At 33.0% G+C, this 14,023-nt stretch carries 12 protein-coding genes; 1 reads left to right on the top strand and 11 read right to left on the bottom strand.

Going from position 1 to position 14,023, the window contains the following annotated elements; all coding sequences use genetic code 11:
- Positions 1–6: 6 nt before the first annotated feature.
- The 11 genes from FNN08_RS16575 to asnB all read right to left on the bottom strand — a co-directional run bounded on the left by FNN08_RS16575 (position 7) and on the right by asnB (position 13,008).
- Positions 7–378: an acyltransferase gene (locus FNN08_RS16575; protein WP_313904966.1), complete on the bottom strand. Its 372-nt coding sequence runs from the start codon at positions 376–378 to the stop codon at positions 7–9.
- Between the two features lie 208 nt (positions 379–586).
- On the bottom strand, positions 587–1,810 hold the full coding sequence (locus FNN08_RS00730; RefSeq protein ID WP_185962531.1) for a TIGR03087 family PEP-CTERM/XrtA system glycosyltransferase: 1,224 nt from the start codon (positions 1,808–1,810) through the stop codon (positions 587–589).
- Between the two features lie 61 nt (positions 1,811–1,871).
- Positions 1,872–2,774, bottom strand: a complete 903-nt coding sequence (locus FNN08_RS00725; RefSeq protein ID WP_143582728.1) for a sulfotransferase family protein — start codon at positions 2,772–2,774, stop codon at positions 1,872–1,874.
- The gene (locus FNN08_RS00720) at positions 2,767–3,957 is read right to left on the bottom strand and encodes a hypothetical protein (protein WP_143582727.1); all 1,191 of its coding nucleotides are present in this window, start codon (positions 3,955–3,957) and stop codon (positions 2,767–2,769) included. Before FNN08_RS00720 ends, FNN08_RS00725 begins: the two co-directional genes overlap by 8 nt.
- A 12-nt stretch (positions 3,958–3,969) precedes the next feature.
- Complete coding sequence (locus FNN08_RS00715) at positions 3,970–5,226, bottom strand: hypothetical protein (protein WP_143582726.1); 1,257 nt, start codon at positions 5,224–5,226, stop codon at positions 3,970–3,972.
- Complete coding sequence (locus tag FNN08_RS00710; protein WP_143582725.1) at positions 5,223–6,731, bottom strand: oligosaccharide flippase family protein; 1,509 nt, start codon at positions 6,729–6,731, stop codon at positions 5,223–5,225. Before FNN08_RS00710 ends, FNN08_RS00715 begins: the two co-directional genes overlap by 4 nt.
- Positions 6,728–7,663 carry a glycosyltransferase family 2 protein gene (locus tag FNN08_RS00705; protein ID WP_143582724.1) on the bottom strand — a complete coding sequence of 312 codons (936 nt, stop codon included), beginning with the start codon at positions 7,661–7,663 and terminating at the stop codon, positions 6,728–6,730. The genes FNN08_RS00710 and FNN08_RS00705 overlap by 4 nt, the downstream gene beginning before the upstream one ends.
- Complete coding sequence (locus FNN08_RS00700) at positions 7,660–8,964, bottom strand: O-antigen ligase family protein (RefSeq protein WP_143582723.1); 1,305 nt, start codon at positions 8,962–8,964, stop codon at positions 7,660–7,662. Before FNN08_RS00700 ends, FNN08_RS00705 begins: the two co-directional genes overlap by 4 nt.
- Before the next feature lie 2 nt (positions 8,965–8,966).
- Positions 8,967–10,076: a glycosyltransferase gene (locus FNN08_RS00695; protein ID WP_260679242.1), complete on the bottom strand. Its 1,110-nt coding sequence runs from the start codon at positions 10,074–10,076 to the stop codon at positions 8,967–8,969.
- Positions 10,073–11,125 (bottom strand): acyltransferase family protein, encoded by a 1,053-nt coding sequence (locus tag FNN08_RS00690; RefSeq protein WP_143582721.1) that lies wholly within the window; start codon positions 11,123–11,125, stop codon positions 10,073–10,075. The genes FNN08_RS00695 and FNN08_RS00690 overlap by 4 nt, the downstream gene beginning before the upstream one ends.
- Positions 11,122–13,008, bottom strand: a complete 1,887-nt coding sequence (gene asnB, locus FNN08_RS00685; RefSeq protein WP_143582720.1) for an asparagine synthase (glutamine-hydrolyzing) — start codon at positions 13,006–13,008, stop codon at positions 11,122–11,124. Before asnB ends, FNN08_RS00690 begins: the two co-directional genes overlap by 4 nt.
- A gap of 153 nt (positions 13,009–13,161) precedes the next feature.
- Here asnB and FNN08_RS00680 point away from each other — a divergent pair, with 153 nt between their 5' ends.
- Positions 13,162–14,019 carry a glycosyltransferase gene (locus FNN08_RS00680; protein ID WP_143582719.1) on the top strand — a complete coding sequence of 286 codons (858 nt, stop codon included), beginning with the start codon at positions 13,162–13,164 and terminating at the stop codon, positions 14,017–14,019.
- Positions 14,020–14,023: the final 4 nt, after the last annotated feature.

The raw sequence follows: 14,023 nt of genomic DNA, 5'->3' as shown, positions 1-14,023 counted from the left end.
AGAATTTTATGCATGAGTAGGTTTAATTAATACTGCAGGGTTGCCAGCCATAATTGAGTTGTCAGCAACATCTTCAGTAACTACACTGCCTGCGGCAATTACACAATTTTTACCCACATTAGCCATTACTATTGCGCCGTTACCAATCCAAGTATTTGCACCAATGGTTACCTTGATATACTCACCTCCTTGATCTTTAAGTGGCACATCAGGGTTTGAGTAATTATGTTGGCGTTTACCACTAAGAATATGCACCCCAGAGCCAAGTAAGCAATTCTCCTCAATAGCGCAGCTCCCTATATTTGATTGGGGGCCAATATAAACACCATCAAAAATTTCAGTATCTGTTTGCGAGAACAAAACTCCAAAGCTAATCATGCAATTGGAGCTACAGTGAGACATACTGTACCGATAAAACCCTATCCTAAGGTAACTACCTAATTTCCCTGGGAAAAGGCTTATAAGTTGTGCACAGCTCGAAAAAAAGGAATCGATAGAGACGATCGGCTTAACTAAATAGAAAATAATAGTAAGAGGCAACATAATTATGCTGGTGATGAGTACTATTATCTTTTTCATAGGCAACCTAAAGAATCTTTTTTTCTTTAGTTAAGTCATTATTTATCAGTTTATCAAGCTTTTGTAGTTGACCCTCCCAAGAATATTTATCAACAATTAATTGTAATGCATTATTACTGAGCCTTTCCCGTAACTCTTTATCTGCTATTAGTCGTTGAATCTGACTAATAAACTCATCCGCAGAGCTTGCTTGTAAACAATGCTCTTCTGGTTCGCATTCTATACCTTGAATGGCATTTGGAGTAGTAACTACGGGAAGCTTACAAGCAAATGCTTCAAGCACTTTATTTTGTACTCCGCGAGCAATTCTTAGTGGCGCAACAAAGAAATCGGCTTGTTTATAATAATCTCGAATATCTTCAACAAAGCCTGTCACTTCAACGCCCTTAAGGTTAGCTAATGCTTTTACTTTGGGGGTTGGATTCATCCCCGCAATGAAAAACTTTGCATGAGGCGCATAGTTAATTATTTGGGGCCAAATAGCAGAACAAAACCAAGTGACCGCATCGATATTTGGCGTGTAATCCATTACTCCGGTGAATATAAACTGGCAATACTTAACATCAAAGGGTTTATTTACCGGCCTAAAATAAGAATAATCAAGGCCATTCCCTATATGAATTAAATTATCTTTGTTTTGAGTTGGGGCCAAATCTTTTTTAAATATTTGAACTTCTTTGGTGCTGGTAAATAAGCAATATTTTACCTTACCCTGAATATTGCTTTCATATGATTGCAGTAGCTTATATTCACGATGATAAATCCATTTCTTTATACCAGTAGTAGCATCTCTATATTGTTTCCATTTATCCGAGTCTAAATCCATAAAATCGACAATAACCTTACCAAAATCATTAAATTTTTTGTTTTGAAAAAGGTACTCTACGACACTTGAACTTGAGCACATAATCAGATCGTACTGATGAAGGTTGTTGTCAATTTTGCGCTTTAATTGAGGTGAAAAGAAGTGACAGATACTAAAAGGTTTGTTGGTAAGTAAACTGTAAATTGCTTTTACAATAAAAGGCAAACTGGTGCCAAATAATGTACCAGCATTTATAATTTTTATTACCTTATTTAAGTAGTTGTATTCACTGTCACTATCTACAGGGCAGGCGACAGTAATATGGTGTCCTCGCTGATAAAGGTGTAACAACTGATTATAAGTTCTTATTTTATCTCCCTTGTTGGGAGGGTAAGGTACCCGCTGCGTTATAAAGAGTATATTCAATACAGTTACTTTTTTATTATTTAGATTACTTCTAATAATAGCAGTGCAAATAAAAAAGTTGTCATTGATTGAATGGTTGCTTTATTTTTAGTTTTATTTGCAGCCAATCTAAAGTATTTTGCTTAATGTGGTGACACCAATAAAGAATAAAGTCATGTACACGGTATCTTATTATCTGCAACTTGGATGGTGGGGTTGTATATTCACTTGTTTTATATCCCCAAAAGTTTAATTCCTTAAAAGCAATAAAGTTAAATACATTGAGTTCCGCCTTGCTAAGTTTCTGTTGCCATTTATTATAATTGGCTGACAAAGTATTGCTTTTAATTTCCTCGAAAAATTTTTCATCATGTTCTTCTCCTATGAACGACATAATTAAGCTTGAGGTACTTTTAGGTGATTGTATTAAATCTTCATATTTTACTATTAAAATTCGTTGCTCACGCTCTAATTTTTGTACCATTTCAAAATTATTGTTTTGCTCACTCCATAATTTTGCACAAGTATAAATATTATTTGGGCCCCAAGACTTTTTTAACAGAGACAGCGCAACATCGCGGCCATCTCGAATAATATAGATATACCGTGCTTGTGGAAATAGGCGATCTAATAATCCCCAATCATGAATATAATGAGGGGTTTTATCTGCCCAATGCTTACTTATTCGAATTTGGTTACATATATAGTTAACTAGGTTCAGATATGTATCTAAGTCATTTTTTGCAATAGGTATTTCTTTGCTGTTTAACTTAATATTCCATTGCTTAACGTATCTCTCAGTTGATAAATCTTTTAATAATCGTTTCAGGTTATCAGTATGCAATGGTTTGTAGCGGTAGAGATTTTTATAATATTTAATAATAAAGTGAGTTTCAAAAGCTTTGCCATAACTAGACTTTTGCAAATACTTTGCAAGGTATGTGGTTCCTGAGCGGGGACTACCTATGATGAATAAATTACGCATTATGGTCGCTTAAGCGATAAACAAGCATCAAAGGGGCTTTTTCAAATGGCTTTTGTAAAGTATCAGGGCTTTTTAATAATATATATAACAAGCTTTTTTCTTGGTGGTAATCTGCCCCAATGATTAATGAGTCATTAATGTTATTTGAAAATGGCAAGTTGATCTTCCCATAAGTTACGTTTTTTTTGGACTGTGGCGAGTTTAATAATTTATTGACATCCCATACCCATAAGTAATTATAAAAATCATTGGCAGCATAAGGGCATGGTCCAGGGCACTTGTGGTTATTGTCTTGTGTTATTTTGTAGCCAATCTTACTGTTATGTCCTCCGGAGAAACCAAAAACAAAATATGAATCACTATTTTGGGGTATAAAACCATAAGCTGCTTGTGACACTTCAGTCCAAACATTGTTGGTCATAGATTTATTATAACTATCTTCATGCAATGGGCTGTCTAATGAAAAATCCATTATCGACTTGGTGCTAAATGCACTCTGTTCAGGTGTCACTTTTACAAAAAACAGGCTTGGTCCAATACTTAAACGGCCATTAATTGGCAGGTTACTCGCGTTACCAAAGAGGTAGTTATATTGTGATGATGCGGATATGCTTTTCGGTAGAGGGCTGATCCAACCCGATAAGTGAGCTCCACCAGTTAAACTAAATGGTCCGCTTATTGTTGCGTTTGATAATTGACTCGGGGTATTTAAAATTATCGTTGTATGATTATTATCTCTATTGGCATCATAGTACTCCATAACATTGATGACTAGTCGTCCTGAAATATAGTCCATACCAGTAATTGTATCTAGCTTAGGGTATTGTTTTAACTTATCGATTTTTAATATTTTAGAGAATTTTTGCAGGTTATTTGCAAAGGCAAGATCTTCAATATTTTTCGTATCATTACTTAGTTCAGGAATGCTAAATTCTGCAATTGCTTGATGTTGCTTATGTCCAACGATAAAAAATGACTTGCCATCATCTTTTAGTGTAAATACACCTTGGCTATAAGTTACCCGAGAATCACCAAATGTATCTGCCGGTATTCTAAATGCACCTATGTAGTTAAATTTATAATTGGAATAAGTTATCGACTTTGGGTCATCCCCAGAGATTACTTGAGCATTAGCTGCAATACAAAAGCAAGATATCATGAATAACATTATATTTTTTAGCATAAAAAATTCTAATTACTTGATGTTAATTGAAGTGTAGTCGACATATTTATTTTCGTCCTCTAGAAAATCTTTAAGTATATTAAAGACCTTAAGTCGCAACTCATATCTTTGCTTATCTCGAGACCAGCTACCCAGTTTAAATAGTAACTGGCATATAAATAGTACTTTTATTATCTCTGGTGGAAGGTGGTTATACTGAGGATTTGATTTGATGCAAGCCTGTAAAAGACTTGGTAAATTCGTGCTTTTTTGATCCAGTAAATAAAAAGAAATTGCTAATGACATTTCGTCTTGCAGGGGAAGCATTGAACGGCCGAAGTCTTCTAAATCGATAATATAGGCATGATCTTTTTTGAATAGTAAATTGTTTACTGAAAAATCAGAATGCTGTGCTGCAGATTTGATAATTGAATTATGATCATTAAATATAGTTAAGTATCTTAATTTAACAGCTTCAAGGAAGCTTAAATTTAAATCAGTAGATTTGCTTGCATCATCAATGAGATTTGTAAATTCTTTTTTAAGGTTGATTTGTTGATGCCATGCTTGGTTTTGGTTAATAGCACACTGAAATTCTTGTAATGCATTCAGAGCTTTAGGTAATAGCTTTTCTAGGGGGAAAGTGCTTAAAATTTGAAACCATGGGCTGCCGTCTAAGCCTTGTTCAATTATAAAGCTGTATTCATTATTTTTAACTAGCTTAATGGGTTGAGCGAATCTGTTAGGTAAGTAATTAAATAATGCCTTTTTTATTTCCCATGCCGATTTTGGATTACCCTGTGCAATGCTTATTACAATTTCAGGTTGATTCTCTTTATTAATAAATAACAATGTTGGATTGGATGTGAATATAAAAATAAATGGATGATTGTTTGGATTTGCACGGGCAATCTCAGGGTTAAAATTTAAAGGTTGTTTTATAACTGTCAAACTCTGCAAGGATGAATGTAAGCCGATAAATTTATCTAAAGTATTTAATAATCGGCCTTTAAAATTTATGCGCCTAGTTGCTAGGAGGTTATTATTGGCATAATTTATTGTTGCTGTTTCTACCTTAAAAGACAATGCTGGGTAATTTGCAATTAAATCATATTTTCTAGAAGATTTTTTTAATAGTAAAAGCTTGATCCTTAGCAAGGAGTAAATTTTTATAAGGGCACTGCTATTTTCTAGTGAAATAGTAAAGGTTTGTTGTTCACCACTATTTAAGATGAATTTTGACATCTGCCCAATAAAAATTGCAGGGTTTTTGTTAGTAGTCCATTTCATCGTCGACTTCCAAAATATAAACTAAGATAACTGTCCGCTTTTAGTTTTTCTGAGTTCTCTAATGAAAAATAAAAAATAGGAAGATAAATTAATACCACAATTGAGCTATACAAGATTAACTGCCAATAACTCTCCAACTCTACATTTAACATGATGAGTAAACTTGTTATTAATATAAGTATTAGTAGAGGCATTGCAAAAGAGTTAAGCATATATTTATAAACATTAATTTTGAGTTGGTAGCTAGTAATGTAAGGAATAATTAATAGATTCATCACTACCATAGGAATAGCGGTACCTATGGCAACACCATAAATACCATATACTGGCGCTAACAATAGGCTAATACATAAATTTAGAGTTGCTTCGAAAAGTAGAGTAATGGCCAACCATTTATGCTTGCCAATACCCTTTAATATGCCATGAGCAACTAATTGACCAAGGAGAAAAGTATAGCCACATAAAAAGATCACCAATATCTTTCCTGAAGGAATACGAAAATCATCCCCCATCCACATGCCAATAAATTGATCGCCTACGCTGAATAATACGACTAAAACCGGGGAGAATAAGAGAAAGATATACTTTGTTCCTAATTTATATATCTTTTTAGTTGAGCTAAGGTCGTCAAAGGCTGATTTGGCACTTATTATAGGAATGAGCACCGCTATAATAGCCCAGACAAATTGTTCAATATACTGAACTAAAGTAAGCGGAATGGCATAGTATGCGATCTCTTCTACACCAATAATTGCGCCAATAATAATGGTATCTGTATAAAAAATCATTTTATGAGATACGGCAATTAAAAAACTATAAATACTGTATTGATATAATATTTTTAATGAAGATTTAGATATATGGTTAAATGAAAAACGTACCCTAAAAGGTAAGCTTTTTATTAAAAAATAATGTATGAAGGTTTTAATCAGAGTAAAAATTAACTGAACAAGAGATAGAGTTAAAATTGAGGAACTTTGATACAGCAGCAGGTAGACAAAAATAGAATTTTTGGTGATGGCTATAACAATATTAATAATATTTAAAGCAACAAATTTATTAAACGCTTTTAATGTGCCTAAATAAACACTAAAGAGTAAATTAATGGTTAGATCTATACCTACGATAAAAAATGTTAGCGCAACATAGTTCTTGCTAAAAATGGTTATTTCAAAAAAAGAATGAAAATTTAACGCTAAAAAAATTGAAATTACTAGGGTGATCATTGCTAACAAAAAAAATAAAAACAAGGATGTACTAAAAATCCGGTTTACATTCTTGTGGTCATTTCTAGCGATAAATTCGGAAATATACTTAACAATCGCACTATTTACCCCTAAATCTAAAAGAGTGAAATAGCTTGTCATAGATACAATTAATATCCAGATCCCATAAACATCTTTCCCTAATGAATTAACTAATATTGGGCTAACAATAAAAGCTATTGCTATTGCAACTAATAGGTTAATCCAATTGGAAGATATGCTGTAAAAATATTTTTTCATATTGAGTTATTTTCAGGCTTCTTTTTTTTATAGTTACTTATTAACTGATTAATTTTTTTTCCTAATAGCGAACGAAATAGCTGAGCATAAGCTTGGATTTTTCTTGGGTTATGCTTAATGCTCAAAACAAAATTATTGATTGCTGGTTTATATTGATTAGCACCAAAAAAACGCATACCTAGCTTAAAATAAAAGTTTGCCATTACTTTTTTCCAAAGCGAATGATTCAATTCGCCGTGCTCACCAAGGTGTTTTTTTACAATTCTTAAATAATTATTGTCCCCTGATTTGTAGTTTCGAATTGAGTTATCTGGATGTTTCCTATAATTTGAAAGTAATAACTTAGAAAAGTAGATTGGCCCTAGCTTAGATAAATTTAAACGTAATTCATGATTTTCAGCCCCCCTTAAGCTAGTGCTAAACCCTCCTATTTGTTTTAGATTATCAGTTGTTGTCATCATGGTTCCTGCCCAAATATTTAACTGAGACAACCAAAGATTACTATATATTTCATCATTGCTTTCTTGGTTTGGATATACCGATTTAATTACTTCACCACTAATATCAATTTCTTTGTAACCTGAATAAACAAACGCGGCTTCAGGGTTTTGCTTATAAAGGGATAATAAAGTTTCTATTATGTTTGGTTGATAAATATCATCACTATCAAGAAAGGCAATATATTCGCCTGTAGCATTATTGATACCGTTATTTCTAGCAATACTTTGCCCTTGATTTTCTTGGTGAATTACCTTTATTAGCTTAGGGTAATTAGCTTGGTAGCGCTCGATAATTTCAACAGTGTTATCGGTGGAACCATCATTTATAATGATCAATTCAATATTTAAATACGTTTGTTTTAGTACTGATTCTATTGCGTATTCGACAAATGCTTCCCTGTTGTATACAGGCATTAATATTGAAACTTTCATTTTTTTTCCTTAGGTAAAGGCAAGTCTTCTACGTTGGTTAATAACGCCTCTTGGGGATTAACTAACTGTGAATTTAGAATATGAAATAAAATTAGTAAGTATAAAAATTCACTGATCATTAAATTTAAAAATAAGCTACAAATAAAAAATCCGACTAGAGATGTTTTTATTGGAATTTGCATGTCCAATTGAGCCTTAGGTAAGCTTTTATTGTTATATTTTGACTTAAAAGGGGTAAATATTAGCCACAAGAAAATTAAGCTAGAAAAAATCCCAGTTTGCGAAGCAAATTGAATAAAAGTATTGTGCGCAACTTGAACTCTTCCCTCTATATAGAAGATACCCGCCTGCTGATATCGTTCTACACCAACGCCTAATATAGGGTTATCGATAGCCATCTCTATGCCTGCAATCCAAGTTTTAATTCTAGGATTTATCTCTTCAATATTTTCCGTTGTTTGTGAAGCCTTTACTGTAGTTGTGAAGCGATCATAAATATTTCCACCTTGATAAATCAGCGCGGTTAAAAATGTCGCAACTATCAATGAGCCAATTATTTTTGATTTTAATTGGTAGGCTAGGTATAAATTTGAAATTGCCAGTGCTAATAATGCTCCTCTAGACGCACTTAAAAATACAGAGTGCCATAGCAAAGGGATTATTATTATTAAGCTCAGTTTTATAATTAAATGTTTAGATTTGAGGAACTGGCAAATAATGAATGGCGCAGAAACAATAAATAAGATAGAAAATGCATTTTCATCTTTATACGATCCCGGGCCTTTTAATCTACCATTATCTGAATATAGCCACATGTCACCTGTTAAGTAGGCGGCATTTGCCCAATAGGTATAGTAAATACCTGAGAATATAACTATGTAGGTAAATATCTTTAATTTATCTCGCGTATCAATTAATAAAATTGAAATGAAAAAAAAGCTGATTATTTTATTAAATATACTTAATACGTAGTCAGGTTGAATCTCTTGCGGTGCGATGGTGCCGTAATAAGGAGATAAATAATGAGATATTTGCACAATTATAAATAGCGTCAGTAACGCTTTGTTTTCAGGCAGGCTAAGTTTACTAAACTCAATTTCCTTAAGGACAATCTTGATAATTAAGCCAATAATTGTTGCTATAGCAATATAAAATGACACTCTTAAGTCTTTAAATATCCATGGCCAGATACTTTGAGGGGATAAAATAGCAAGAACAAAATAAGCAATAACGCCAATCCATGGAGTAAAAATTGATGTTATGCAGGTTATTGCAACAAGAAATAAAAGTAGATATTCCATGCTTATTGTCCGCCCACTAAATTCTTATATAACTTCTGATATTTATCGACCATCGATGAAGTGGTGAAAGTGTCTTCAAAACGTTGTTTAGCCGCATATGACATGCTAGAACACAGTTCTTTTTCTTCAATTAATTTAGCCATGGCATCGCTAAACTTATATTGGTCATCACTAGGACACACTAAGCCAGTTTTATTATCAATGACAACTTCTGGGTTACCGCCTACATTTGTTACTATGCAAGGTTTAGCTAGTGACATGGCCTCCAGCAACGTCATCGAAGTACCTTCGCTAAAAGACGAAAGTAAATAAATATCGATAAGCGCAATGTATGCTTTTGGAGAAGGGATATAACCAGTTAAAATAACGTTTTGCTGGAGTTTCAATTCTGAAATTATTGATTCTATCTCTGCCCTCCCTTCACCATCTCCAATAATTATGAGCTTTATTTTGGGGTGGTTATTTAATGCTGCCTTAAATGCTTTGAGCATCATAGGATGATTTTTAATAGGGTCTAGCCGGGCAACTGTGCCGAGTACTATAGTTTGTTCCGATATGTCTAACTTGAGTCGTAATTCCTCTACCTCTTTATCTTCAACTTGTAATGGTTTTATACCGTTATAGATGACTTTAATTGTTTTCTTAGATAAAAACTCATAAGTTACTAGAGCGTTTTTCGTTGCTTGCGAAATAGCAGTGACACTATCGGTTAGCTTTGCCATTATTGGGTTTACAACTTTTCTTTTTAAACTGCTCGAATCTGGATAAAACCGCCCATGTTCAGTAAATACAACTTTTGCTTGTTTAAACGCGGCTAAAGCGCCATAAACCCATGGCGTGTATTGATGACAATGGACTATATGAATGTCATGTTCTTTTATTATTTTTCTAATTTTGATGACTAAATCGAAATCAAAATTAGGCTTTCTATTTAGTTGATGGATTTGTATACCCTGCTGTATTAAAGGTTCTGAAAAAGGGCCTAATGGAGATTCTATGCAAAGTACACTCATCGAAAAATTTTGCTTGTCAGCGCCTGATATAAGGTTATTAATTACCTGTTCTGTACCGCCTATTCTCATATCATAGGTAATGTGTAGGATATTTATCATAGGCATGCCTTAGCTACTTCATTTGTTTTAGCATGTTGAGAAACTTTAATTTTCTCTCTTAAATCCATAAATGGTTTTTCAATAATTCGATATAAAATTTCAGATAAAATCAATGTTGCAGTTGTGCATAAAATGAAAAAAGAAAAGAAAGAAAGTTCAGCAAAAAATTTGTTTACAATGGAAAAACCTTCAACATGAAGTAAATAAATTGAGTATGAACGGGTTGAAATATATATAACAAGACGCTGAAATATTTTTGGGTATTTAATATTTTTATTATCTACAAAAATAATCCAAGTAGAAAAAATGAAAGATAATATCAATTTTGACGGGTCTGATATATTTAATTCAGGAAACCATCGATTTGCGAAGAAAAATAGATAAAGAAACACTGAGCACAAAAATAAAATGGATGAGTATTTACTGAGGTAGTGCCATTTTGTGCGGTTAAGGTGTTTTATATTCGCTAGAATTATACCTAAAATGCAGCAATCCCAACTTACATGAGTTTCTTTAATATTGTTAAATAACTCTAATTCACGAAATATTGAAGGCAGCAATAATAAAACTAGAAGTAAGGTTAACTGTCTATTAGGTGCCATTTTAAAACTAAATAAAACTAAAGGAGCTATCACAAGGTAAAATTGCTCTTCTACGCATAAAGACCAACTTATAGTAAAAAAAGGTAGTGATGTTTGGTAATTCTGGGTAAAAAAGAAATAACTGTATGGGATTGAGAAGTCATTTTTAGTTAGAGTTAGTTGCGCTATCGTAAATAGCAACACAACGTAATAAGCAGGAAGAGTTCGCATCCACCTCCTTGTCCAAAATTTAATAATATTGATATTGTTAGACGAATTAAGTTCTTTGTACAATTGGGAGCCGATAAGCCATCCGGATAACATAAAGAACAGGTCTACTCCTGTTCCGCCAAATTGTAATGGGGCAAGGTTTTCAGGTGCACCGTAAGCTAATACGGTATGCGCAATCACAACGGTAGTTATTGCAATCGTTCTAATTACATCTAATGATACATTTCTTGCTTTCATGCATCTTCCATATAATTGTCCCACCACAGCTGAAACATTAACATGCTCCACAATAAGCTTGAGTGATCCTTAGATTTGTCTTGATGTGCTTGCCAATATTTTTGAATCGCTTCTTTATTAAAGTAAGTGGTTACGCCGGCACTACGGTTAAATAACTTTTCTGTGGCAAGTTCTTTTAAGTCGTTTCTTAGCCAACTCGCCAAAGGGGGGCTAAATCCCATCTTTTTGCGATACAAAATGTCATCACTTAACTCACCTTTGAATGCTTGTTTTAAGATGAATTTTTTTTCTTTTTTATTTAATTTATGCTTAGAAGGCAAGGTCGCAGCAAATTCTAAAATTTTATAATCTAAAATAGGCGCTCTTACTTCTAGTGAGTTAGCCATACTCATGCGATCAACTTTTACTAAAATATCGCCAGGTAAATAAGTTTTTAAGTCGGTATAAATAATTTTTGAGAGGTGATCTAAACCATCACTTTGGTTATAAAAGTCGGTGCTAATTTTTGCTGGATGATAATTACCTAATTCATTTTTAGTTTCTATGTTTGCTAGTTTTGACCATTCGTCATCGGTTATTTGAGCGTTAGTTACGTAGAAAGCCTGAGCAGGTTCTAAGCTGAGGCTATAGAGTAATGATGATGCTTTTTGGAAAAATTTATTGTTCAAGCTGTTGCAGACTTTTGCTGTTATAGGGAATAAGCTATGACGGATAAATTTAGGAATAGAGCTACGTAATTTATTTTCGATAGCATCTATTTTATATTTTTCATATCCTGCAAACACTTCATCGCCGCCATCACCGGCTAACGCAACCGTAACTTTTTTTCGGGCTAATTGGGCAACATAAAAGGTAGGTACTAATGACGGATCGGCAAAAGGTTCATCGAAAAATTGGACGATATCTTCTAATTTGTCTAGTGCGTTTTCAGCAACTTGAAATTGAAAATGTTCTGTTTGATATTGAGAGGCGACTTGCTGAGCATAGTCGGTTTCATCAAACTCTTTCTCAATAAAGCCAATGGAGCACGTTGTTGGCTGTTTATCGCTGTTTTTACTCATTAAAGCAACAATAGCACTAGAATCTACGCCACCACTTAAAAATGCTCCTAGAGGCACATCTGCGATCATTCTTGATTCAGTACTTGCGCTTAGTTTTTTTTGTAATATTTCAGTGTTTTCTTGCAGGCTTTCATTACTTTGCTTTGCAAAAGAAATATCCCAGTATTGCTGTTTAGTTAAGCCTGATTTATCGAATATAAAATAATGGCCAGGCTCAAGTTTATAGATATTTTTAAATATGGTTTTTGGGTCTGGAATATATTGATAAGCAAAGAAATCATAAACAGCATCTGCTCTGATTTCTTTATTAATATTTGGTATTTTTAAAATAGCTTTTAATTCTGAAGCAAAGACTAGTTCTTGCTTTATAACACTATAATATAAAGGTTTTTTTCCAATTCTATCGCGTGCAACAAATAACTTTTTCTTCACTTTATCCCAAATAGCAAAAGCAAACATACCATTGATTTTGCTAAGTAGATCTACCCCATACTCTTTATATAAAGAAAGAATGACTTCGGTGTCGGTTTGGGAATTAAATTGATGACCTAGCTCAAGCAGATCTTGTTTTAACTGTTTGAAGTTATAAATTTCACCATTGAATACAATAATGAAATTGCCACAATTAGAATGCATTGGCTGCAGACCATCATCAGATAAGTCGATAATACTCAAACGTCGATGGCATAAGCCTATATCTTCATCAATAAATTTTGACCCTGAATCTGGGCCTCGATGCAATATAGACTTCGCCATATTATCGAGTGTTTTATGATCAAAAAATGAGTTGTTTAATAAAGTAAAACCAGCAATGCCACACACTAACTACATAATCCTAGTATTTGAAAATTGAAAACTTATTTAAAATATAGGTGCGAATTCAATATTTAGCTATGTTATTAAGAAATGGTTAATTATTTTGAAAATGAGCTACATTATATTAATGAGGTTGAGATGTGTTTTTAGGTATTTAAATTGGAAAATAAAATTAATATTGCTGTTTTTGCTCATAATGAAAGCGACTCTATAGTTCGATGTTTGCAAAGCATAGTACAAGCAACCTCGTCCCCTGAAAAATTGAATGTGAAAGTTCTAGTAAATGGTTGTATTGATGATACTGCCCTATTGGTTAATAATTTTTCTAAGCAGTATCCTCAATTTCAATGCGTAGAAATATCGCTTGGTGATAAATCTAATGCTTGGAATCATTACCTATATAGCGACATTGATGAAAGCCAGTTTCATTTCTTTATGGATGGAGATAATTGGTTGCCGGCTTTGATGTTAGATCATATAGAAAGTGTTGGAATGAACAGTAATAGTATCGGCATTGCTATGATTCCTATCGGTGTATCAGAGAGTTTGAGGGCATTCTTGGCTGAAAACAGGTTTATTTCAGGTAATTTTTATGGTGTATCACCTCGCTTTATTCAAGAAGTTAAACGTTATAATTTTAAACTGCCCGTTGGCTATATTGGTGATGATTCTTTAGTTATGTACCTTTTAGAAAAAGGCTTTGATTATAAAACAGGCTTAGATGAAAACCGAATTATAGAAGTGATTGAAAGTAGTGGTCCGGTAATTCCTCGAATAAAAATTTCTATTAAGAATTTAAAAATGTTGCACACAAGGTATAAAAGGTATGCATTAAGGCATTTTCAACAAGAGGTTTTTTATTTTTTGGCTAAACAGAATCGTCTCGATGAATTACCAGAACAAGCTGAACTAATTAAAAAGTATATGTTTAATATAGGTTGGAAACCGTACTTATCTTTTTATGGAATCCAAACTTTTTATCATCCATATGCCTTTTTTAAAATACTAACCTCATAAGTAT

The organism is Thalassomonas sp. M1454, assembly GCF_007097525.1.
Classification (GTDB): Bacteria; Pseudomonadota; Gammaproteobacteria; order Enterobacterales; family Alteromonadaceae; genus Thalassotalea_A.
This window is presented reverse-complemented; position numbering and strand designations above follow the sequence as displayed.